This is a genomic window from Aquimarina sp. MMG015 (genome assembly GCF_018100855.1).
Lineage (GTDB): Bacteria > Bacteroidota > Bacteroidia > Flavobacteriales > Flavobacteriaceae > Aquimarina > Aquimarina latercula.
Genome location: NZ_JAGJEB010000002.1, coordinates 394,552 through 419,619 on the forward strand (window position 1 = coordinate 394,552; position 25,068 = coordinate 419,619).

Genomic DNA, 25,068 nt, shown 5'->3' on the forward strand with positions numbered 1-25,068 from the left:
TTTGTTTTTAAAAAGCACATCCGCTAGGCAGTGGTTCTTCTGTTTCTACTTGATTTGCAAAGGTAGTTTCCAATGTTTGTTGACTAAAACCACCTGAAACACTTCCTTTATACACTAATTTCCCATACCCAGTAGTATTCATATGCGCACGGATATAGATTACTTGATCATCACTAATCGCTACAGGGCCTCCAGATCTTGTAAATGGTTGTTCATTTACATGGCTATGTGCTAAAATCCTTCTATATAGCAATGTGCCATCTTCGGATATGATTTCCCACCAATCCGCATATTGATTACATCCTAAATCAGGGCTTTTTATCTCTACGTTAAAGGAATAGTTACTTTCATTACCAGTAACAGACACATTAGTAACTTCTGCATTAGTAATATCTACGTCAATATTGGAGTTATCACCATTATCATTGGCTTTACAAGCAGATACTGTAACCATAATAAAGAGTATATAAGTTAATAGGTTTTTCATGATATTTTTATAGTAAGATTATTATATCTAATTAATTTTGATCACCATTCTAATAATATTCTTTGAGCAGAAAATCCTGGGCCAAAACTTAACATTAATCCGGTTTCTCCTTTTTTGGGTTTGTTATCCATAAAACGTTGCAAAACATATAACACCGTAGCACTACTCATATTTCCATACTCACGTAAAACAGTTTTAGTCTCATCAATATTCTTTCCTAGATCACCAAAAAGATTTTCTACAGTTTGCACAATTTTCTTACCTCCAGGATGAAAAATCAAATGATCTATTTCTTCTATAGATTTTCCATTTTTTGAAAGAAAAGGATGTATTATATCAGGAAAATATTTAGCTATTTTTTCAGGCACCTCTTTATCTAACACCATTTGTAGACCTCCATTAGTCAATTTAAAACCCATCATAGTTGTTGCATCATAAAAATGATACATCTCATCAGCAAGAATATTTGGTCCTTCAGATTGTTTTTCTGAAGAAAGTAAGGCACAAGCTGCTCCATCACCAAAAATAGCAGAACTCACAATATTCACCATACTATAATCATCATGTTGAAAAGTTGCTGTTGGCGATTCTACTGCGATTACCGCAGCTCTTTTTTCTGGATTTGCTTCTAAGAAATTCCTAGCGTATATAATTCCAGAAACTCCTGCTGCACACCCCATTTCAGTAACAGGAAGTCTTACAATATCTTGCCTAAGATTTAATGAATTTATTAAATAAGCATCTAACGACGGAATCATTATTCCTGTACAACTTACTGTAATTATATAGTCTAGTGATTTTGGATCCCAACCAGCTTTATCTAATGCTTTTTTTAGTGCAGATTCTCCAAGTTTTTTTACTTCTCTAATGTAAATATCATTTTTTTCTTCGAAAGAAGTTGCAGTAAAAACTTCCTCAATACTCATAATCCCATAACGCTTATCGACGGCGGCATTCTCAAAAATCTTAAGAACCTTTCGTTTAAAACGATCTTCTTGTCCTGTAAGCCAATGAGATACAAAAGGAAGTATTTCTTTTGTATCCCTTACATATTTTGGCAACTGTTTAGCAACTGTTGTTATTTTTACACTCAATTTTACTCCCTTTTAATTATTGATTATCCAGCGATACCTAAAAGCCCATTTCCAATCTAATTGATACTTTGTAAGTCCTAAATCTTTTGCAAAACTTACTAATTCTTTTCTTTTAAACCCCCTTTTAATAGATACGAGTCCATCATTCTTAGCAATATATCCTTTGATAAAGAAATAACTAAATATTTTAAATAAATAATACGACCAAGTGTTTCTATGGATATCATTAATAATCAAAGATTCTGACACTAACTCTAAACTTTTTTTAAGTACTTTCTTTATTTCTTCATCTGTAAAGTGATGCAATGTCAATGTGCAGATAATTATATCACAAGAAAAATTTTCTTTTGTCAGTGTTAGGATATCGGCATTCTTATAACTAATCTCTGTATATGGTTTACTTAAATTTTCTGCGTGTAACAAACATTTATCATTATTATCAATTCCGATTAATTTTGCTTTAATTCCTCTTTTCCTAAATACATCTGCTAATTGTCGCAGCATTTGACCATCACCACATCCCAAATCTGTAATAATCCATTCAGATTTATTATCCTTACTTTTTATTTTATTTAATACCGAGTTGATAGTGATACTATTGCCTCCTAATAGTTTATTTACTCTAGATATATCCCTTAAAGCCACTGCCAAATCTTTTTCATTAACCTGGGGATCATCCATTAATTCTGCTTCATTACTTCTATTAGTAAAGTTTTCTAACATATTAAAGGTTTTCCGTGTGTTTGCTTTATAATTTTCGGAACAATGACCGGGACTAAAGTTGCCACTTTCTGGCCTATTTGTTGTATAGTTTCATTTAACAGCATCTTTTGAAGTATACGTCCAGCATATAATCTTTTAGAAAACATTGTTTTCCATTCTTTTGAATAAAGCTCTTCTATCTTTTCTAATGTATATATATTAGATTCATAATTATTAATTAACAGTTCACATAAGATTTTAGCACTCTGTATAGCCATTGCCATGCCATTGCCACATAAAGGGTGGATTAATCCTGCCGCATCACCTAACATAAAAACATGATTTTCGACGGGCTGTTTTCTATCAAAATTAATTTGACTTATAGTAATCGGTTTTTCGAATATTCGTTGAGAGTTTTCAAAGAAATCTTTTAAATAAGGGTTTTTCTTAAGCACATTCTCTTCAAAATGATCTATATCCTTACATCTTTTAAAACTATCATAGTTTACGAGATAACATGCATTTACAGTATTATTCTCTACCATAGATAATCCACAGTAACCTCCATCAAAACTATGTAACGCCACCGTATTAGGATTAAAACTGGACTTATAATGAGCTTTAACTGCTAGCCAAGGAGATTTATTTTTACTAAAATCACGTTCCAACTTTTTATCTAATATGGATCGCTTCCCATAAGCTCCTATAACATAATCACTAGTAATCAATGCATTATTAGCCGTTTTTACAGAAAACCTGTTTTTTTTGTAGCCTACATCTAAAACTTGATCATTTATTGTTTGTACACCTAAACTTTTTGCTAAATTCCATAAGTAATTATCTAGTGTATATCGACTAATACCAAAACCACCTAAAGGAAGTTTACTTTTTATTATTTTACCTTTTGTTGTGCTTATATTTAATTCTGAAATTTTTACTACACCTAAATCATCTAATTTTATTCCCAAAAAATCAAAGTATGGCATTATTTCGTTAGAAATATATTCTCCACAAACTTTATGTTTTGGATACTGATCTTTTTCTATAATAAGCACAGGTATTTGATACTTAGCCAAATGTATTGCACTAGTCAAACCAGCCAGACCGCCACCAATAATAACTATGTGCTTATGACTATTCATTTATTGAAGATACATAAATTTTGTGCATAAAAAAATCCCAACTTTTAAGTCGAGATTTATCATTCTCAATTACAAAACCTTACTCTTTTATTTGCGCAACTGCTTGTCTTCTTAATTCTTCATTTGGTGATATAGTAACTTCTACCCTTCTATTTTTGGACTTCCCTTCAGAAGTGTCATTTGGATATTTAGGTTGTGATTCGCCATAATAAGTGACAGTAAATCTCTCTTCATCAACACCTTGTGTTATAAGATAATCTCTAACTGATTGTGCTCTATATTTTGATAGAATAAAATTAGATTCTTCTTTACCAACATTATCGGTATGACCTTCGATTAGAATATTAGAATTAGGGTATTGTTTAAGTATTTCTGCTAATTTATTGATGGTTTCTTTAGAACTTGCATTTAAATCATACTTATTGGTATTAAAATAGACACCGCTTTCTTCATCAAAAACAATATTAATATCTTCTTCTACTCTTTGTACAACGACTGCAGGCATTTCTTCTTCGATCTTTTTTGCTTGTTGATCCATTCGATTTCCTATAATACTCCCTACCGTTGCTCCAACAATACCACCAATGACGGCACCAATTTCACCTTCTTCTCCTATATTCTCTCCAATTACTCCTCCAATAATGGCGCCACCCGCTGCTCCTATAAAACCACCTAATTCGGCGTTTTTCATAGATTTACAACTCATGATAGTGATTAATAATATTCCTAAATATGCTAGTTTTTTTGAGTTTTTGATATTGTGTGATCTCATGTGTAGTAAATTATGTTTGTTGGTTATTAATTCTTTTACTTATTGTTTCTCAAAATTTAGTTTAATTGTAAACTTTTCTCCATCTATGATCATATCATAAGTCCAAGTCATTCTATCATCCTTCAATTCATGGAATTGCATACGATACCCTTTATTATTTATTTCACTTTTCATCTTCTTATTAACCGGTTTTAATAAGATGCTATGCTTTAATCCATTCATTTCTTTTGGAATGGACCATATGAAATTATAAATACCAATTTCTGGGCAAGAGGTCCCTGATAGAGCGTAGCTTCCGGTATTATTATTGGATATGAACTCCCAATTTGTGTCTTCAATACATTTTAAAGGAACACCATTTAATACAGTAACATTATATGTAGCACTACTATTGGTATCAAAACTGGCTTCTTTTAATATCCAAACTCCGTGTATTGAAATCTTAGCTGACCTTGTAAAAGCATCCGAAGCTCCACAACTATATAAAAGTATACATGTCAAAAAAAGGAAAATTGTTCTCAAGGTTTAGGTTTTAAAAAGGTTATCATGTTTTATAGAACAAATATCCTCTTCTTATTACCTTAATACTACATCCTAAATAGTGAAAAAGAGATCACTGTTTTCAGGGTAAAAAAAATGCATGAAAAAATCCCCAAAGAAAACTACATTCCTTTGGGGATTTAATAAATTTTTATACTTTTTTTAATCTATTTTTTTAGCGTCTTCTATCATTTTATCATTTGCTAAAACACCAAATTCTACTCTTCTATTTTTCGCCCTTCCTTCTGCAGTCGAATTATCATACTTAGGTAATGTTTCCCCATGATAATAGGTAGTTAACCTGGTAGTGCTAATACCTTGAGATACTAAATAACTAGTAACTGCATTTGCCCGTTTCTTTGACAATTCCATATTATAAGCATCATCACCAGAACTATCTGTATGACCATCTACAATAATATTAGTGTCAGGATATTCCTTAAAAATATTAATAAGCTTATTCAAGTTCTCCTTGGATTTTGCATTAATATTATACTTATTAGTATCAAAATACACACCACTATTTTCATCAAATATGATATCAATTCCCTCTCCAACTCTAGTTACTTCTGCTCCTGGAATTTCTTCTTCTATTTTTTGAGCTTGTTTATCCATTTGTTTACCAATAACTCCACCGGCAACACCTCCAACAACACCTCCAATAATAGCTCCTAATACAGAATTTTCTTTATTTCCAACATTATTACCTATTACCCCTCCTAGAACTGCTCCAGTAGTCGTACCTATAACAGCACCTTTTTGCGTATTATTTGCATTTTGTACCGCATCACAACTGTTCAAAATAATTAAAGCAGTTAATGCTATTGCTATTTTATTAAAATTTGATCGTATCATTATCTTAAGATTTGATTTATTGTAGTTTATTAAAATTCATGGTGATTACAAAAGGTTTTCCTTCTAGGCTAACTGTTTGAGTCCACGTCATTGTAGTATCATCTAAATGTTTAAGGGTCATGCGATACCCTTTATTATTATTCGTACTTTTCTTCTTCTCATCTATTGGTTTAAAAAGAAAACTATAATCTCCATTTTCTGATGGTTCTGGAATAGTAAATCTAAAGTTACGAGCACCAGTAGAAGTACACTGATTTTCATTTACGGTATATTTACCTGTATTATTATTTGGAATAAATTTCCATATACCACCAGTTAGACATTCTGCCGACGCATCATTATATAACGTAACCTCAAACACACCAGAACGGTCATAAGATATTTTATCTAAAGACCATTCCCCTTTTAAGGTTTTCTTTGCTGCTATAATCGTTTTCTGGCTTGCAGAACAAGATGCCAGCAAAATAACTGTAAGTACTAATATCAGTTTTTTCATGAGTATTAATTTATGTTTAACTGTAAAATTTAAGCTATGAGTTTATATTCAAATATCATCATATAAACTTATTTTGAATTAAAAATATCATCGGAGCATTTAATAATTTAGATCAAATGCACAGATTTTAGATAAAAGTGATGAAGTTTACTTTGGGAAGTCATACGGTTCTGGTTTTTAAAAGTTCAAATCTAATCTACATAAGAGATAAAACGAAACAAAGAATATTATCATATATTAACTATACATTGTTAACAGATTTTAACACTATAAAAAGCCAATTAATATAAAATAAAAAACACTTACTCTTCTTCCTTTGGAACTCTAAATAGTAGAAAAACACCAACAATGAAAAATATTATAAAAAACAATATTGAAAACCTAACACTGCCCGTTAGTTGCGCTACAATACCATAAGAAAACATTCCAATAACTATGCCGATTTTTTCTGCTACATCATAAAAACTAAAGTAAGAAGCAGTATCCACAGCATTTTCCGGTAGTAACTTTGAATATGTAGACCTAGACAAGGCTTGAATACCTCCCATTATAAGACCTACGATAGCAGCTGCAACATAAAACTGAGTTGGTGTTGTAATAGTATATGCATAAATACAAACCGCAATCCAAATACAGTTAATAACTATAAGAGTTTGTATATTACCATATTTAGCCGAAGCTCTTGAAGTTAAAAAAGCACCCGCAATAGCGACTAATTGAATTAAAAGAATACTAATAATAAGTCCTGTTGTTGCATTTTGATCTCCCCAATCTAACTCTTCAATACCAAAATAAGTAGCAATAAGCATAATGGTTTGAACCGCCATACTATAAACAAAAAAGGAAATTAAATACCTTTTTAACCTAATGTTATGTTTAAGAGCATTCCATATTAATTTCAATTCTTTAAAACCATTAAACAGAACATCTTTAGATAAAGTTTTCTTTTTATTTCCTTTTGGCAAATAATAATATGAATATTGACTAAAACCAATCCACCATACACCTACCATTAAAAATGATAATCTAGTTGGTAATCCTTCATTCTCAAAACCAAACCAATCATATTTTAATATCATTACTAGGTTTATTATTAAAAGTATTACACTGCCTATATATCCTAAAGAATATCCTTTTGCACTTATAGCATCTTGTTGCTCCGGAAATGCGATATCTGGTAAATACGAATTATAAAATACAATACTCCCCCAAAAACCGATCAACGCTAATAAATAACATAACAAACTGAAAAATAAATTATCTAAAGAAAACCAATATAAACCTATACAGGATAATGCTCCTAAATAGCAAAAGAACTTCAAAAAATTTTTCTTATTACCTATATAATCAGCTATTCCTGAAAGGAAAGGGCTAATAAATGATACAATAAGGAATGCTAAAGCGGTTACATAACTTATCAAAGAATCATTATTAAAATCATATCCCAAAAAAGAAACAGTATCACTAATTATTTCTCCTTGATCATTTCTAATAATAGTTAGTGCTCCCCAAAATATAGGGAAAACAGCAGATGAAATAGTTAAGTTATATACAGAATTTGCCCAATCATAAAAAGCCCAAGCATTTAATAATTTCTTATGTCCTTTAGGTAGTGTGTTTCCCATGTATCAATATTAAAAAAGCTGTTCTGGAATTTTCCGGAACAGCTTCTAAAATAAGTATAATCTTTTTAAGAATTGAGAATTTACAATTATTTAAAGCTAGTAACTCCAAATTTTCTTGCCTCAGCTTTTGCAGCTGGCGCCCAAGCTGTGAGATTAGCTATACGAGTATCATTTGATGGATGTGTACTCATAAACTCTGGTGGTGCTTGTCCTCCACTATTGGCTTTCATTCTTTTCCATAACTCGGCTGCTTCCGAAGGGTCATATCCTGCAATCGCCATTAATGTCAATCCAATTTTATCAGCTTCTGTTTCATGACTTCTACTAAATGGTAACATAACTCCGAATTGACTACCTAAACCAAATGCTGTTCCAACTATCTGTTGTGTTTGCTCCTTTTGTCCACTAACAGCTACTGCTGTCGCTACACCTGCTACTTGTTGTAATTGTCCAGCACTCATACGCTGTTGTCCATGATTTGCAATTGCATGAACTACCTCGTGTCCCATAATAGCAGCTATTCCCGTTTCAGTTTTGGCAATCGGTAAAATACCCGTGTAAAATGCTATTTTTCCACCAGGCATAGCCCAAGCGTTAACAGATTTATCATCTATTAGGTTATATTCCCATTTATAATCACTCAAATAACCTTGATGACCATTTGCATTAAGCCATCTTTCTGCCGCTGTAGCTATCTTTTGACCAACACGTTTAACCATTTCTGCTTCTGATGTGCCCTTTAGTACTTTACTTTCCTTCAATACCTGATCATATTGGGCAAAAGCTGCTGGTAAAATCTGAGAATTAGGCACTAAAGCCAATGTTTGCTTACCAGTAAAAGGGTTGGTAGCACACGATAGAAAAAGAAACACAGATCCTAATGCAACTACTATTTTTTTATTTTTCATAATATTTACGGATAGATATAATTTACGTAATATAAAATTACAAAATTCAACACATCCATTTTAATAAAAAACGATCTATTTATTCACTATAGTCTATGTAAAGCTTTTATAATCGACAAACTGCATTATTTAGCTACAATATGAAGCTCTGTAAAGTTTTTTGGAACAACTACGGTATTATTTTTAGCATCATAGTTAAGATCACCTAAGGATACCACTACATTATCAATTTCAATTTTTCCTATAACAAAAGGTAATCCTATAAATTCTATTTTCATTGCTTCATACTCCGTGATGAATGTACCATTTTTATGCTGCTGTATAATAATTTCATTTTCCTTTCCAGTAAAAGCAAAACTCCGCAAACTAAATCGCCCTTTAGCATAATCATAACCATCTTGAGCGTCCTCATATACCTTAGAGACTTCTTTATTACCCAATTTATAATAAACTTCTAGCTTTAATTCTTCAATTTTTTTCTCACCTACATATTGCTGAATAGGGTATTTAGGAATAACCGCTCCTTCTTTTACAAATAACGGAATCGTGTCTAAATCTGCGTCTACCCATTGTTCCATTCCTCCTTTCACATATTCACGTGTCCAGTAATTATACCAATTACCTCGAGGTATATATAATCTTCTTCCTTTGGCATTAGGTTCTTGAACAGGACATACTAAAATTTGATTTCCAAAAACAAATTCATCGGTTCTATAATGTGTTTGTGGATCCAATTGATCATATAGGACCAATGATTTTAACATTGGTATTCCTTCTTCTGCATATTCCCAAAACATGGTGTATAAATATGGTAGCAATTGGTAGCGCAATTCTACATATTTTCGTGTTACATCAATTACCTCTTCACCAAAGGTCCAAGGTTCTTGATTACCGTGATCTCCTGATGAATGAGTTCTGCAAAAAGGATGAAAAACACCTAACTGTATCCATCGAGCATAAAGTTCTCCTGTAGGATGTTCTGCAAATCCTCCGATATCACTTCCTGTAAAAGACATACCACTCATACTCATACGTTGAGCCTGAATATTTGCTATCCAAAGATGCTCCCAAGTGGCTACATTGTCACCAGTCCAAGAAGAAGTATATCGTTGTGCTCCTGAATATGCTGATCTTGTAATTACAAATGGTCTTTTTGGATAAGCAAATCGTTTTATCCCTTCATAAGTCGCACGCGCCATTTGCGTACCATAAATATTGTGTGCTTTTCTGTGACTACAAGGATTCCCATCATAATTATGACGTACATCATCAGGGAATGTTTTTCCAGGAACCTCCATTACTGCTGGTTCATTCATATCATTCCAAACCCCTTTTACACCAATTTCATCAATAAGCTCTTTAAATAATCCTGCCCACCATTCTCTAACTTCAGGATTTGTAAAATCAGGAAAGAAACATTCTCCCGGCCATACTTTTCCTCTCATATAAGGTCCATCGGCGCGTTTACAGAAATAATCGTTTTCCATTGCCTCCTGATATACAGAATACTGATCATCAATCTTAATTCCTGGATCAATAATTACAATAGTTTTATACCCATCTTCTGCTAATTCCTCTACCATTCGTTTTGGATCTGGGAAATACTCCTTATTCCAAGTAAAACATCTAAATCCATCCATATAATCTATATCTAAATATATAGCATCACAAGGTATTCTTAAGTCTCTAAATTTCGTAGTAATTTCCTTTACTTTACTTTCTGGATAATAACTCCATTTACATTGATGATATCCCAATGCCCATAAAGGTGGTAATTCGGGTTTACCTGTAAGATCTGTATATCTAGTAACCACATCCTGCATATTAGGTCCATAAAAGAAATAATAATTCATTTCTCCGCCATGCGCCCAAAAACTAGTTACATTACGACGTTCGTTACAAAAATCAAAAAATGTTTTGAAAGAATTGTCAAAGAAAATACCATAAGCTCTTTCTTCATACATTCCAATATAAAACGGAACACTTTTATATAATGGATCTTGATCTTTTCCAAAAGCATATTGATCAGTAGCCCAATTCTCTATACGTTTACCCTTTAAGTTTAAATGCATCGGTTTATCACCCAAGCCATAATAACACTCACCTTGCGGAGCGGATTTACTCATCTTTACGATGTTTCCTCCGTACTCATAACTTTGCTCCCAATGAAATCCCCAATCATCTTTACAAATAACATTTCCTTCTTTATCACTAATGGAAACACTAATATTAGCCTTAGCAATAGAAATTACTATTTTCTTGGTGATGATCTCATATTTATCTTCTAACTCTTTAACCTCTAACTCACTGTATCCTCTTACACCTTTTTCGCTAATTGCATAAGAAAAGTCTTTCTCAAAATTACTGTCCGTTGCGTATCTAAAACGCACTACACTTCCTCTTATAATAGTTACTTGAAGAATTACACCATTCTCTGTAGTGAAATTAATCTTATCTACATTTTGTGAAAAGGAAATGATCTTTCCGGGAAATAAGTTCCCTTTTATCTCTAACTCAGTATTAGTAATCATAGTTGGTTGGTTTCTTTTCTTATACTATTGTGTTATGTAAAAAAACGATATCTATTGCAATAAATGAACTCTTTTAATTAGTATTTATTAAAAACATTCAACGAAAACGTTTGAAACTATAATCAATTAACAATTGTTTAAACTACAACTAATAAAGTGCCTTATAGTATTGTAAACATGAAATAATTTAGGTTATATAAATTAACTCTTGATTTTAAAAACAAGTGTTCCTAATGGAGGAATATCAATCTCCGCCGAATATTCTCTATAATGCCATTCTTTATCTTCTATCAAAATCTTTTCAGATATAAAATCCCCTGTTCCTCCATACGTTTTTTCATCAGTATTAAATAATGGAATTAGTGTTCCTTTTGCTGATAATCCTATACGATAATTGGAACGTGGTACCGGCGTAAAATTGCAAGCTACAACTAACGTATCCTCAGTCTTGTTTCCTTTTCTAATATAGGCAACTACAGAATTTTCATGATCATCATAGCTTATCCATTCGAAACCATCTGACTCAAATTGTTTTTCATACAAAGCTGGGTGATTTCTGTACAACGAATTAAGATCTGTAATCAACTTTTTAATTCCAGAATGATAATCGTACTGCAATAAATGCCAATCCAAACTACTCTGGAAGTTCCATTCTTCTCGTTGACCGAACTCGGCACCCATAAAGAGTAAATTACTACCAGGATGTGTAAACATATAGCTATATAGCAATCGTAAATTAGCAAACTGTTGCCACTCATCGCCAGGCATTCTGCCTATAATACTTCTTTTTCCATATACCACTTCATCATGAGATAACGGTAACATAAAGTTTTCCGTAAATGCATAAGTCATACTAAAAGTTAAATCATTTTGATGATGTTTTCTATAGATAGGCTCTTTTGAAAAATACTGTAACGTATCATGCATCCACCCCATCATCCATTTCATACCAAAACCAAGCCCTCCAAGAAATGTTGGTTTAGAAACCATAGGAAAAGAGGTAGACTCTTCTGCAATTGTTTGTACATCCGGGTAACTAATATAAATCTCTTTATTTAGTTCCTTCATGAATTCAATCGCTGCAAGGTTTTCTCTACCTCCATATTGGTTTGCTTCCCATTCCCCATCTTCTCTAGAATAATCTAAAAATAACATGGAAGCAACTGCGTCAACTCTTAATCCATCTGCATGGAATTGATCCAACCAAAAAATTGCATTACTAATCAGAAAACTTTTAACTTCATTTCTTTCATAGTTAAATATTAAACTCTTCCAATCAGGGTGATATCCTTTTCTTTTATCAGGATGCTCATATAAACAAGATCCATCAAAAAAGCCTAAACCATGATTATCTTCTGGAAAATGCGATGGTACCCAATCCAATAGAATCCCAATATCATTCTGATGAAGTTTATCTACTAGTAATTTAAATTCCTCTGGATAACCAAAACGAGATGTTGGTGCAAAATAACCAGTTATTTGATATCCCCAAGATGGATCATAAGGATATTCCATAACAGGCATTAGTTCCACATGAGTAAAATTCATTTCCTTTACATAGGAAACCAATTCGTCTGCCAGTTCGGTATATGACAAAGATCGATCTTCTTCTATTTTTCTTTTCCAAGAGCCTAAATGAACTTCATAAACCGAAAAAGGAGCATCGATTGTATTATGTTTTTTTCTATTTGCCATCCATTCATTATCATTCCAATCATATAAATCTTCCCAAACTACCGAAGCCGTTTTTGGAGGGTGTTCACATCTACGTGCATATGGATCCGCTTTTTCAGTTACAATACTATTATTATGAGAATGAATTTTATATTTATAGATATTACCTTTTCCTACTTCAGGTATAAAACCTTCCCATATACCAGATTTATCCCAGCGAACGTGTAATTGATGTTCTCCTTCTACCCAAAAATTAAAATCTCCAATCACAGAAACAGATTTAGCAGATGGTGCCCAAACTGCGAAATATGTTCCTCGAACTCCATCTACCATAATAATATGTGAACCAAATTTTTCATATAATCGATAGTGCTTACCAGCTTTAAAAAGATTAATATCAAATTCAGAAAATAAACTATGTACTATTACTTTACTCATATAAGAATGGTCATGATATTATTAATATCATTTTAACTAAATAGAATATTCTATTTATAATTATTTAATTTAGAAATTATAGATACTTAGATCTTAAAATTATCTGGTATTATAGCACCTTTTCTAAACACTACAATACCATCTTTTATCACATACTTTTCATTATCAATATCTTCTAGATGCGGCCCTCCATTAATAACAACATCATTACCAATTCTACAATCCTTATCAATAATAACGTTATTAATATTACATCTTTCTCCGACACCTATATAAGGTCTATTCTCCTTATCATCAGTTTGCAATTCTTCTATGTCTTGATATCTATCACTACCTATCATATATGTGTTTTTTATGATAGTATCTTTTCCAATTCTGGATCTAATACCAATAACAGATTGTTCTACTTCCTTGGCTTGTATTAAGCAACCTTCAGCAATCATTGATTTATTTAGTAGTGTTCCAGATATTTTTGATGGAGGAAGTATTCTAGGTCTGGTAAGTATATTTCTATCATTATCAAATAAATCAAATTTTGGAATATCATTGGCTAACTCGATATTAGCTTCAAAAAAGGAAGGAATTGTTCCTATATCTGTCCAATAGCCTTCATATTGATATGCTAATACTTTATGATCTTCAATCGACTGAGGAATGATTTCTTTTCCAAAATCTATTCTTGAAGGATCAGAAAGCAAATCAACTAACAATTGTCTATTAAATATATAAATCCCCATTGAAGCCAAATAGTGACGATTCTCACTTTTCATTTCTTCACTTACTTCAGATTCCCAACCTGGAAGTTTATCAGAATTTGGCTTTTCAGTAAATGAACTGATAAAACTATTTTCGTCAGTTTTTAAAATCCCAAAATCGGTTGCGTCTTTTGGGTTAACAGGCAATGTAGCTATAGAGATATCAGCTCCTTTCTCTATATGCGCTTCAATCATATCATTAAAATCCATTTGATATAATTGATCACCTGATAAAATAAGTGCGTACTCAAAATCATGATTAAGAAAATGATGCATCGATTGTCTTACAGCATCTGCAGTACCTTGAAACCAAGTTTTATTACCAGGTGTTTGTTCTGCAGCAAGAACATCTACAAAAGCTTGACTAAAAGAGCTAAAAACATAAGTGTTTTTAATGTGACTATTTAGAGAAGCTGAATTGAACTGCGTAAGCACAAACATTCTTTTAATATCCGAATGTATACAATTAGTAATAGGAATGTCTACCAATCTGTATTTTCCAGCGATAGATACTGCTGGTTTTGATCTACTTTCGGTTAAAGGAGATAATCTGGTTCCTTGTCCACCTCCAAGGATAATTGCAAGGACTTTTTTGTTAATCATTGTGCGATTGTTTTAAAGATTTATATAATTCAATGTATTTATTAGCTGAATTATTCCAAGAATGATCAATTTTTAAAATTTCTTTTTGTGTTTTCCTATATCTATTTTGGTCGTTATAAAATTCAATTCCCCTTTTAATTGAATTATATACATCCTGAACGTTTACCTGATCATGACAGATCCCAAAACCACCATCACCAATATCTATAACAGTGTCTTTTAATCCGCCTATTTTTCTAACTATAGGTACGAGACCATATCGTAAAGAATATAGTTGGTTAAGCCCACAAGGTTCCACTCTAGAAGGCATTAATAAAAAATCAGCGCCTGCATATATAATATGCGATAGTTTTTCATCATATCCTATATATGTATTATATGTACCTGGAAAACGTTCCTTTAATTCCCTTAATTTTGACTCTATAGCCGGATCACCAGATCCTAAAATGAGTATATTAATATCTAAATGCTGTAATGCCTCAGAAACAATATTCGGAAGAAGGTCTGCTCCTTTTTCATATACAAGTCGACCTATAAATGCAAATAATGGTTTATCTATATCAAACCCAAACTCTTTACATAACCAATTTTTATTTTCCTTTCTTCCAGAAACGATATTTTTATTTCCGTAATTACTAATAATCATTGGATCCGTTTTGGGATTCCATGTCTGATGATCAATTCCGTTCAGTATTCCAATACATTTATTTTTTTCGTGTGATAAAAGCCCTTCTAAACCATTAGCTTGACCTTGCAACTCTTCCATGTAACTTGGTGAAACTGTAGTTACTTTCCAAGCACACTTTATTGCAGTAGCTAAAGGATTTATACATTGATCCCAATCTAGTAATCCAATATTATGTAAATCAAATTGTGGTATATAATCTAATTTATCATAAGAAAACTGACCTTGATATTGCGCATTATGAATTGTGAGTACGGTAGGAATATCAATTAAACTTTGATAAACACCCACTTGGGATACTAAAAAAGGTATAAGACCCGTATGGTGATCATGGCAATGTATAATATCAGGTTTTATATCTATAGATAAAAGCCAATTTAAAATCGCTATTTGAAACGCTACAAATCGTTCTGTATCATCTTCATAGCTATAGACATTTGATCTATATAATAATTCCTTTATATCTACTAGATATATTTGAAACCCAAACTCGGAGGATATTACTTTTTTAATCGTAAAATCAAAGGAATTAGATCCCAAAACCAATGAATCAGTATAAATGTCTTCACAAGAAAGCTCATTAATTTTTGAATTATCAAAAAAAGGCATAATAACCTCTGTAATACAACCTAGTTCCGTTAGATATTTTGGTAATGAACCGACGACATCTCCAAGGCCGCCAACTTTTGCTAAAGGATAACATTCTAAACTCGTATGAAGTACTCTCATTATTTATTCTTTAGTGCAAAATTTATCAAATGAACCTGTTGTTAATAACTTCCAACAGGAGTTTAAAGCTATAAAAAAGCTGAAAACATTTACCTATATAAATTTTAAAAAGAATAAGATTTAATGATTATTTAATAATTATTTAGCAGCATTATTTTCGATTTGATAATAATATGATAATTGTCGAAAAATAGACAACGGTTAACAACTAGCTATAAGCTACTTATTGATAGTCCTTAGAGCCTTTTTTATAATATATTTGGTATCTTTTGATGAGCTATTTTCTCCCCATTCTTTACAAACATTAAGAACCCAATCAGGTCTTGTCTTACTTGCATCATTTAACCAGTTACCAACAGCATCCTTTACATATTTTGATGTATCAGATTTCAACGCTTCCAAAATACCAATTGCTTTTTCGGGAGTTTCTTTGAGTTCATCTATTTTTTTTGTCCAAACTCCTATTGGTCTAATCGTTTCTACAGCATAACGTCTTACATTCTCATTAGTATCTTTTGTCCAGTTAGATAATATCATAATAGATTGATCTAAATCTTGAATTATATAATCCTTTGTTGCAAAAATCGCAACTTCTCTAACCCCAAAATGTGGATCTGCAGCAAATGGTTTATTAGTGTGAAGTCTTTCTGTGATTGACATGTCTAATCCACTATAATACTGAGTAGCCCAACATCTACATACATCAGAAGGATGATTAGACAAATAATCAATGACTTTATTATCATTGGTTAATTGAGCAAAAGTTGCGCCTATAACTTTGGTATTGCTATTGGCACTTGGCTTTTTTTGATTAGACACGGCTTCATAAAAACTATCATACCAATTAGATTTGTTTAAATCATCTAGTATACATTTTAGTAATTTTAATTGATCTACAGCTAACCATTCCATAAGGTTAGCTGTTTCAATTAGACCTTTATTTAAATATTCTAATACTTCCGAATCTAAATCTTTAGCACTTCTTGGACCTTTTCGATTTATTATGTGCTCCGGAATCTTTTTATTTGTTTGCATAATAGGTTTTAAATCTGATAACATAATACATTCTTTTAAATATATGATTATTCTTCGAATTGGTTAAAAACATCCATATGAAACATTTGCATTGATTCCGGTTTTATAATTTCAAAAATTTCTAATGCCTTTGGATTTTTCATAATATCTTCTCCAGCTAGCTTAGCCGATTTAATATCTGTCCAATACAGTAGATCAATAAACTTACCGTCGATATTACTTGCGGTTGTTCTATCTATAAATCCATCATATAATTTAACAATATCATTTAAAGAAGTTATAGCCTTCTTAGCTTGTTCTACAGAGTACCCTGGTACTACTTCGAATAATACGATTTCAATTGAATAAGGTTTGTCTTTCATAAGGTTGTGGTTTTGACTAAATGTAGTTGCGCAGCATAAAAACATACTAAGCATAATTGTGTGGATTAAGTGATACATATTCTAATTTTCACCAAAACTACAAGTGGAGTGTGACAACCTTATGTCAGTAGTATTTTTAATGTTCCATATATTTTTTAAAATACTCTTCTAACGTAAAAAATTTTGGAGGGAATAACTCTGAAGTTTCTATTAAATTGATAATTCGATCTGTCCTAAACTCCCTATAATCTTTACGTAATCTACAATAGGCTATTAACACCCATATAGTATTTGTAAAATATACACCTAAAGGTTCAATCGATCGTTTGGTGTATTCTTTAGAAGCAGCTGTATATTCTATTTCTAGTACTCTCAAATCTGTAATAGCTTTTTGGATTGTTGATAAATAAGTGCTAGCTGGAGATTTTTTATAAGGAGGACTAACAATTCTTTTTTCTAAAAGTTCTAACTTTTCTTTTTGTGTTGTATTAAGAATCGCTTTAACTTTTTCTATAGCAGTATTATAGTCAGAAATAAGTGATTCATCATTATTGGTGTGGATAATTTTAGCAGCAGTTATTAATGCATTGGCTTCCTTTTCTGAAAACATAATTGGGGGAAGAGAATACCCATCTACCAAAAAATAACCTGTACCTGCCTCGGCTCCTATAGGAACACCAGCATCAGATAATGCAAGCATATCTCTATAAATAGTACGAATGCTTACATCAAATTTCTCTGCTAAATCTGAAGCTTGAACTATTTTTTTAGATTGTAACTTAACTAAAATAGCTGTTAACCGATGTAATCGTTTCATTTCTACTAATTATTCATAAATTTCATCATCGTCTTCCTCTTCAGAGGAATCCTCAATTTCACTAAGATCGGTCGTAGTATTCATGATATAAGCTACTTCTGCATCAGCTGCCTCTTCAATCTCTTCAGGAGTTAATGCTACCGCTTTTACCCTATTATCACGTATCATACCACCAGTCATTATAAGGCTAGTTCCAATTATTACAAACAATAAAATTCCTGGTTCAAAACCTGGGATCATGGCCTCTGCTGGTATTGCATAAAATAATAATACTGTAATTAACCCTCTAGGAGCTATAAATAATTGAGGAGAAATATCTTTTCCTACAAATAATCGTAACAATACATATCGAATCAAATAAATCGAAATGATAATTAGAATACTTATCAATGCTACTTTTAAATTTAATAAAGAAGATAAGGTAATTGTAATACCAAAAATCACAAAAAACAATGTTCGTACTACAAATGCAGTTTCCGCAGTAATTACATGTAATTCATGGTAAATTGTTTTTGCCTTTTCAAAATCCAATAAACCTTCTAGTTTCCACTGAAAAAACAATTTCATATTAGCGATTACTAGACCAAAAATCAAAATGATAATCAAAGACGATAAATGCATTTTTTTTCCAACTCCATATAACAATAATAAAACAGCTATTAATAGAAATAGTTTTACTTGGCTTTTTATCTTTTGAAAAATTAAAATAATACCATAACTGGCAATTAGTGATATAATAATTGTAATGATTAAGTTAAATGCAAATCCCGAAACTCCAGCATCTTCTGCGGGATTAAGTTTTCCTGTAAGGAAATAAAACATCATAATTCCTAAAATATCAGAGAATGTACTTTCATACACATGAAATTCTTTTTTTGCTTCTGACAACCCGGCTACACTTGGAATAATTATAGCACTTGACAGAATAGATAATGGAGTAGCATATAACAAAGCAGATTGCCACGTCATTCCATCAATCAGTGCCTTTAAAATTACCGCAGCAATATATGCAGATGCAACAAGCCCTATTAAAGCAATCCCAAGAGATTTTAAGATAGGAACTAATTTTTCTTTTTTCAATTTTAATTCTAGCGCAGCCTCTAATACAATCATTATCAGCCCAACAATTCCAAGAATCTCTAGCATCGGGAAAAAATCAAAAGATCCCGCTCCAAATGCTTTAATCGCATACTGAATAATAATACCCAATATAATCAACATTAATACAGCTGGAATATTAGTTTTCTTTGCTATTCCATTAAAAATAAAAGATAAAATAAGGACTAAAGAAACTTCGATTATTAAATTATACGAGGAGAATATTTCCATTGGTTAGTTGTGGTTGTTTAATATTGCAAGGGAAAAGATAGTAAATTATTTTAAGGTATGAACAACCTCTTAATCGCAATCATTCGTTAATACTTATTTAACGAAATACTGTAGTTAAAAAGTGTATTTTAGAAACTTAAAATGAACAAAAAACTGTTTTTATGTCTAATCAAGGTTTGATAATCGAAGAACGAAGTAGAGATATTGGTGATTTTCTTGTAGGGAGATTTATTCCTTTTCGAAAAAAAAGAATGGTAGGTCCCTTCATTTTTATTGATCATATGGGTCCAACCATCATTAAAAAAGGAAAATATATGGATGTAGATCAACACCCACATATCGGATTATCTACTTTAACTTATTTATTAGATGGTGAAATTATGCATCAGGATAGTATCGGCACTAATCAACGTATTTCTCCAGGTTCTGTGAACTGGATGGTTGCCGGAAAAGGAGTTACACATACCGAACGTACTCCTAAGGACATGAGAGACGGTACAGAATTTATAACACACGGATATCAAATTTGGGTAGCACTACCAAAACATTTGGAAAATATAGAACCCGAATTTCATCATTTAGATAAAACTGAAATCCCTTCTTGGAATGATGGAACAACTGAATTTAAGTTAGTTGCCGGAAAAGGATATGGTAGAATATCATCGTTGCCTGTGCATTCCGAACTTTTTATGGTAGAAGTAAAAAGTAAAGAACGATATGAATTACAAATCAAAGGAGAGCTAAAAGGAGAAATAGGCATCTGTATCGTAGATGGCGAAATACAAGCCTGTGAAAACAATATTTCTAAAAGAAATATGCTAGTTTCTAAAATAGAAGATACATGTACCATAATTTTAGAGCCAAACACACATCTATTACTTTTTGGAGGGCAACCATTCCCTGAAGAACGTCATATTTATTGGAATTTTGTTTCCTCTAGCACAACTAAACTAGAAGAAGCCAAAGAAAAATGGAGAAACAAACAATTTCCGAAAGTATCTCACGATAACAGTTATGTAATGATGCCCGAATAGTTTTAACCTGATGCTAATTCTCTTCTAATATCGTGCAATGTTTTTGTCGTGTTTACTAACTCCAATACTACTTCTTTTCGGAACTCATCTAAATCCTCGTAATCATAGTACTTTGCCCATTTATGATCTTCTAAAAGAGTTTTTATCTGTTTAATTAATTTACGAGTAGCATCAACTGGACGTATCACAGCAATCTGATCATAAGCAGGATTGTCCTTATGCTTATAACTAACAGTTTTGGTTTCGAAATCTACAGCAATATAATATGCATCTACATCTTGATCTAGATTTTCTCTAAAATCAGTCCAATCTGCATACCCTAAACGAAGATCATCAATCTCTACAGGAATTTCTGAGACCAATCTCCAGTTACACTTAGCAGCTCTACCCCAATGATTAGATAGGCGATATACTCCATTAGTTGTATAATAATAGGTGCTACCAGATTCACTTCGGTAGTGGGGTTTTCTCCTAGAAATTTCTCTTAGACGTACTCCCTTAAATACGCAATAAGTATTCTTAAAGAAATTATTTCGAGTAAACTTCTTTGTTGTAATAATTTGTTCTTCCAATGACAACTTTTTTTTTCCGGGAACAAATAACTTGTTTTTTTAGGAGAAAAAGAAAACAAGTTTTTAACAGAATTATATTATTCTTTGATATCCGTTATTTCTATTTCTACTCTTCTATTATATTGCGGATATGTACCTAAAGGAAATTTACCTTCGAAACCTACGTAAGATAATCGTTCTTTATCAATACCATTAGAAATTAAAAAATCATATACCTTTTTTGCTCTTCGTGTAGACAAATTATCTTCGGGTCTATATAATGTAGAGTCAGCCATCTGCTGAGGTTTTAACTGATTTATATGGCCTTGAAGTTGTATGTGTAATTTCTTTTTTTCCTTTAATTCGTCCACCAATTTATGCAATACAAAATCCGTTCTTGGTAAGAATACAGTTTTACCACCTTGAAATAAAACATTGTCTAAAATAATTCTATCACCCTTCTCGTGATAATCATCAATAATCTGATTCTTATCATTGAAATAAACAATAATATCAACCCTTCTGTTTTTCGTTCTTTGTTCTGAAATAGAAAAATTACTCTCATCATTAATTGGCAATTCTCCTTTGCCTACAGGGGAAAATAGTACGGTCTGCTTATTTGCTTTAATCTTAATTTGTTCAGAAACAAATTCCGATCTTTTTTGAGATAACATAAGATTATTAGCTTCTTCTCCTACATCGTCGCAATAACCAAAAACTTTTATTTTACCAACGTTTTTTAATTTCGAAATTGAATCAATATATCTAGTAAGTCTTGAGAAATCACTAAGTCGTAAGTTCGCCTTATTGGTTTTAAAATAAGTAGAAAATTTAATTTCCTTTTGAGCAATAATAGAAGAACAAAAAAAAATGAATGAAAATATAATTAGCCAATTTTTCATAATTATTTCATAAAATTAACATTACTTAAACACAATAACTGGCCAATTATTGTGGTAATATTTACAAAATAATTCTAATCCAAATAATGAATTAGATGAATCATTTCTTACTTCCTAAAACTAAAAACATACAATATCCAAGAAGGTTTCCAAAGAATATTCCAATGTAATGAGGGACTACAAACAATGCTTCGTAAAAAACACCTGCTCGTCTACCCCACTTTCTGGTACAAGCTCTTCCAATATAAGACATTCTCCACCAATGAATTGTTTTACGACCATTACGACCATCTCGATATACTTCTTTACCAGTAGTATATACACAACGTAAATGTCCTCTTAATGAACACTGATCAACAGTAGCAAATTCACCCATTGAATAATCATTATTTTGAAGATTTTCTTTCATAATGAAACTATTAATTTATTATTTCCTATTAGTAGTAAAGTGAATACAAATAGTTCTTTATAATCAGATCATATAAAATCTCAATTCTAGCTCGTAGCAAAATACTCTAACTCTTTAGTAAACATAGAGTTTGTAGGTAAATTTCCTTTTTCCTTACTCAAATATTGAATAATTTCTTCACTTTTTATACGATCTATATTTTTCTGACTATATAATTCAGGAAAAATAGCCATTAAACTATTCTGAATATGTGCTATAAATTTTATAAGATCATTACAATATACTGATGTATTATTAAAACCATTTTCTTTTTTATATCTATGAACCAACCTACCTCCCTGACAGACTTCTTTTATAGGGCAACTAAGACATTGAGCGCACAACTTTGTTGTACTTTCTTCAAAATATAATTTCCCTAAAGGAGATTTGTTAATATCAGAAAAATCATTGTGCAATACATTAATTCCTGATTTTGTAAATCCGTGTCCACAAGCTTTTAAAGAATCTATCGCTTCTATTTCTCCATTTGTTTCGATGACCAAAACGGCAGATTCATTATTTATTTGTTCGGTAATACCTAACAACCTATTTACTAATCCTATAAACATAGGAATCTTATATCGTTCAGAATCCTGTATCCAAACATCAAACAATTTAATTAACCAATCAGCCATTTCTGTTTTATTTTTATCAAACGGAAAATTATCATGTGTATAATCTGGAATTAAGAAATTTACTGAATTTACATTCATTTTCTTAAAACTTTCATACATAGTACCTGCATCTTCTTTGATATTTATTACACAAACTGTATCTGCATATCCTATTTGTTCTTTTAATAATTTAACTCCTTTACACACTTGATCATAACTACCATTTCCACGATGATCTACTCTAAACATATCGTGTGCTTCTTTTGTGCCATCTACGCTCGTACTAGGATAAATATTTAATTCTCTAAACAATGCACACCAATCTTTGTCTATTAAAACTCCATTGGTTTGTATGTCATACTTAAAAATTACATTAGGGAGTATTTTTTTGATATCATTAGCTTTAGCTACAAAAGTTCTGTAAAACTTCTTATCTACTAATAAAGGTTCTCCACCATGGAAAATAAAAGAGAACTCCTTTTTACTATATTTCTGAATATATCGTTTCGTTTTTTCTAAAATGGAATCAATCATTTCATATGACATAAATTTTGGTTGCTCTTTATATGTAGTATCACCAAGATTATACATAAAACAATAAGAACAATTAAGATTACATCTGCTAGCTACTTTGAGTATTAAGGCATCGAATTGCATGAATAAGGAATTAAAAAGTTAAGAATATTAAACTTACTAAGCGAAGTTTGGAGAATAAAAATTGTACAAGTTTACTCCACTCCGCTTAGCATTTTATAAGTTGATTAAACAACCTATTTATCAATATATGTTTGGATATAAAACCAAATCATTTATCTGTGTTGAACTGGATTTCCCACAGTAACAACAATACATCTCTGTAATGTTTCTGACCAAACCTGGCCTTCTGCACATCTTCTACCACCACTAGTTGGGTAATATATAATATCTGGTACATCTACAGTTCCTCCTAAAATAGCCTCCATATTTTTAAGCTCTTTTGTAGAAAATTTGTCTAAGCCTTTGGGTAATAAGAATACCTTTTTCATTATTTGTATGTTTAGATTTTGCCTACTCTATATGATTTTCGGCGACCTCAAAAAAAGTGTATCTATCAAGCGCGCGTTTTGATTTTACATACTTATATAAAAAGGGAAATTATTTTGTTACCCTCCTTTCTTCAAAAAGTTTATATATTAATGGATATAAATAGATATATTTTGAGAAATAAAAGAGTAGGTTGTTTTTAAACTGAAGAGAGATATTACCTGCCATTTATCGGTCATTAAACCGGAAAAAACAAACATTACAATTACTAAACTATCCTATTGAAAAGAATATCTTTAAAAATTCGTGAATTGGAAAGATCAAATGTTTTTAAGCACCAATTATAAGATGTATAATCTTTAAGCTTCGCCTAGATATACCCAATACCCGTTTTCTTTAATAAACGCAGAGTTTTCGTGAATACATTCTATCTTATTTTTTTCAAAGTAAAAAGCTTTAAACTCCACAGTTCCCTTCATATCGTATTCTAATCCATCTGTAGTATTTAAAACCTCTAACTTAACCCAGTTAACAGATTTAGCCCAGGTAACAATAGATTTCTTTTCTTTTAAAGGACGTGTAGTACTGTGGTGACTTTTCATTAAGTAATCACCATTAGTTAAAACAAAAGCACTGTAGCGAGATCTCATTAAATCTTCGGCAGTCGAAGCTTTTAGTATATCTTTATGAACCGTACCACAACAATTATTATAGGACTTGTCTTTACCACAATAACATTTATTCATTTTCAGAGCCTTTTTCTTTAGATTGATTAGCTTTTCGAACTATCGCTTTTAATCGTTCTGCCCTTTGTTCTTTTTCTTTTTTAAGCTTATTCTTTTTGCGATTCATAAGCTTTGAATGTTTTGCTTTATTTAATGTATTTTTCTCTCTACCTTTTTTTGCCATCTCTAAAA

26 protein-coding genes are annotated in these 25,068 nt (G+C 31.4%); 1 reads left to right on the top strand and 25 read right to left on the bottom strand.

The window, feature by feature from the left end; translation table 11 throughout:
- Positions 1-7 precede the first annotated feature (7 nt).
- The 18 genes from J8L88_RS05045 to J8L88_RS05130 form a co-directional block, all read right to left on the bottom strand.
- The gene (locus J8L88_RS05045; protein WP_118386262.1) at positions 8-487 is read right to left on the bottom strand and encodes a hypothetical protein; all 480 of its coding nucleotides are present in this window, start codon (positions 485-487) and stop codon (positions 8-10) included.
- Positions 488-528: 41 nt separating this feature from the next.
- Entirely contained in the window at positions 529-1,581 is a 1,053-nt protein-coding gene (locus tag J8L88_RS05050) for a type III polyketide synthase (RefSeq protein WP_211060142.1), read from the bottom strand.
- Positions 1,582-1,593: 12 nt separating this feature from the next.
- Positions 1,594-2,304 carry a methyltransferase domain-containing protein gene (locus J8L88_RS05055; protein WP_211060143.1) on the bottom strand — a complete coding sequence of 237 codons (711 nt, stop codon included), beginning with the start codon at positions 2,302-2,304 and terminating at the stop codon, positions 1,594-1,596.
- Positions 2,298-3,425 (bottom strand): NAD(P)/FAD-dependent oxidoreductase, encoded by a 1,128-nt coding sequence (locus tag J8L88_RS05060; RefSeq protein ID WP_211060144.1) that lies wholly within the window; start codon positions 3,423-3,425, stop codon positions 2,298-2,300. The genes J8L88_RS05055 and J8L88_RS05060 overlap by 7 nt, the downstream gene beginning before the upstream one ends.
- 79 nt (positions 3,426-3,504) lie before the next feature.
- Complete coding sequence (locus J8L88_RS05065; protein ID WP_211060145.1) at positions 3,505-4,197, bottom strand: OmpA family protein; 693 nt, start codon at positions 4,195-4,197, stop codon at positions 3,505-3,507.
- Between the two features lie 39 nt (positions 4,198-4,236).
- Positions 4,237-4,698, bottom strand: coding sequence for a lipocalin (locus J8L88_RS05070; protein WP_211060146.1), 462 nt, complete (start codon positions 4,696-4,698; stop codon positions 4,237-4,239).
- 201 nt (positions 4,699-4,899) lie between these two features.
- Positions 4,900-5,589: an OmpA family protein gene (locus J8L88_RS05075; protein ID WP_027391404.1), complete on the bottom strand. Its 690-nt coding sequence runs from the start codon at positions 5,587-5,589 to the stop codon at positions 4,900-4,902.
- Positions 5,590-5,608: 19 nt separating this feature from the next.
- Complete coding sequence (locus tag J8L88_RS05080; protein WP_027391403.1) at positions 5,609-6,088, bottom strand: lipocalin family protein; 480 nt, start codon at positions 6,086-6,088, stop codon at positions 5,609-5,611.
- A gap of 302 nt (positions 6,089-6,390) precedes the next feature.
- Positions 6,391-7,713: an MFS transporter gene (locus J8L88_RS05085; protein ID WP_027391402.1), complete on the bottom strand. Its 1,323-nt coding sequence runs from the start codon at positions 7,711-7,713 to the stop codon at positions 6,391-6,393.
- 86 nt (positions 7,714-7,799) lie between these two features.
- Complete coding sequence (locus J8L88_RS05090; protein WP_027391401.1) at positions 7,800-8,621, bottom strand: M48 family metallopeptidase; 822 nt, start codon at positions 8,619-8,621, stop codon at positions 7,800-7,802.
- A gap of 125 nt (positions 8,622-8,746) precedes the next feature.
- Positions 8,747-11,152, bottom strand: coding sequence for a glycoside hydrolase family 31 protein (locus J8L88_RS05095; protein ID WP_027391400.1), 2,406 nt, complete (start codon positions 11,150-11,152; stop codon positions 8,747-8,749).
- A gap of 201 nt (positions 11,153-11,353) precedes the next feature.
- Complete coding sequence (gene glgB / locus J8L88_RS05100) at positions 11,354-13,264, bottom strand: 1,4-alpha-glucan branching protein GlgB (protein ID WP_118386267.1); 1,911 nt, start codon at positions 13,262-13,264, stop codon at positions 11,354-11,356.
- An 86-nt stretch (positions 13,265-13,350) separates the two neighbouring features.
- Positions 13,351-14,622, bottom strand: coding sequence for a glucose-1-phosphate adenylyltransferase (locus J8L88_RS05105; protein ID WP_027391398.1), 1,272 nt, complete (start codon positions 14,620-14,622; stop codon positions 13,351-13,353).
- A complete protein-coding gene (locus tag J8L88_RS05110) occupies positions 14,615-16,036 on the bottom strand; it encodes a glycogen synthase (RefSeq protein ID WP_118386268.1) in 1,422 nt (473 codons plus the stop codon). Before J8L88_RS05110 ends, J8L88_RS05105 begins: the two co-directional genes overlap by 8 nt.
- 219 nt (positions 16,037-16,255) lie before the next feature.
- Entirely contained in the window at positions 16,256-17,095 is an 840-nt protein-coding gene (locus J8L88_RS05115) for a DNA alkylation repair protein (RefSeq protein ID WP_240337545.1), read from the bottom strand.
- A gap of 23 nt (positions 17,096-17,118) precedes the next feature.
- The gene (locus J8L88_RS05120; RefSeq protein ID WP_118386269.1) at positions 17,119-17,433 is read right to left on the bottom strand and encodes a hypothetical protein; all 315 of its coding nucleotides are present in this window, start codon (positions 17,431-17,433) and stop codon (positions 17,119-17,121) included.
- A 136-nt stretch (positions 17,434-17,569) separates the two neighbouring features.
- Positions 17,570-18,250 (bottom strand): YafY family protein, encoded by a 681-nt coding sequence (locus J8L88_RS05125; RefSeq protein WP_118386270.1) that lies wholly within the window; start codon positions 18,248-18,250, stop codon positions 17,570-17,572.
- Between the two features lie 9 nt (positions 18,251-18,259).
- Positions 18,260-19,579, bottom strand: a complete 1,320-nt coding sequence (locus J8L88_RS05130; protein WP_027391394.1) for a cation:proton antiporter — start codon at positions 19,577-19,579, stop codon at positions 18,260-18,262.
- Between the two features lie 161 nt (positions 19,580-19,740).
- On the opposite strand from J8L88_RS05130, the gene J8L88_RS05135 reads away from it, so the two are divergent.
- Positions 19,741-20,613: a pirin family protein gene (locus J8L88_RS05135; RefSeq protein ID WP_027391393.1), complete on the top strand. Its 873-nt coding sequence runs from the start codon at positions 19,741-19,743 to the stop codon at positions 20,611-20,613.
- A 2-nt stretch (positions 20,614-20,615) separates the two neighbouring features.
- Here the strand turns inward: J8L88_RS05135 and J8L88_RS05140 are convergent, their stop codons facing one another.
- The 7 genes from J8L88_RS05140 to J8L88_RS05170 form a co-directional block, all read right to left on the bottom strand.
- Positions 20,616-21,185, bottom strand: a complete 570-nt coding sequence (locus J8L88_RS05140; RefSeq protein WP_118386271.1) for a hypothetical protein — start codon at positions 21,183-21,185, stop codon at positions 20,616-20,618.
- 77 nt (positions 21,186-21,262) lie between these two features.
- Entirely contained in the window at positions 21,263-22,066 is an 804-nt protein-coding gene (locus tag J8L88_RS05145; protein WP_211060147.1) for an OmpA family protein, read from the bottom strand.
- A 100-nt stretch (positions 22,067-22,166) separates the two neighbouring features.
- Entirely contained in the window at positions 22,167-22,475 is a 309-nt protein-coding gene (locus J8L88_RS05150; protein ID WP_118386273.1) for a hypothetical protein, read from the bottom strand.
- A gap of 86 nt (positions 22,476-22,561) precedes the next feature.
- Positions 22,562-23,785 (bottom strand): radical SAM protein, encoded by a 1,224-nt coding sequence (locus J8L88_RS05155; protein WP_118386274.1) that lies wholly within the window; start codon positions 23,783-23,785, stop codon positions 22,562-22,564.
- Positions 23,786-23,937: 152 nt separating this feature from the next.
- Positions 23,938-24,153, bottom strand: a complete 216-nt coding sequence (locus tag J8L88_RS05160) for a hypothetical protein (protein ID WP_118386275.1) — start codon at positions 24,151-24,153, stop codon at positions 23,938-23,940.
- Between the two features lie 357 nt (positions 24,154-24,510).
- Positions 24,511-24,897, bottom strand: a complete 387-nt coding sequence (locus tag J8L88_RS05165) for a YchJ family protein (RefSeq protein WP_118386276.1) — start codon at positions 24,895-24,897, stop codon at positions 24,511-24,513.
- Positions 24,890-25,060 (bottom strand): hypothetical protein, encoded by a 171-nt coding sequence (locus tag J8L88_RS05170; RefSeq protein ID WP_162897346.1) that lies wholly within the window; start codon positions 25,058-25,060, stop codon positions 24,890-24,892. The genes J8L88_RS05165 and J8L88_RS05170 overlap by 8 nt, the downstream gene beginning before the upstream one ends.
- Positions 25,061-25,068: the final 8 nt, after the last annotated feature.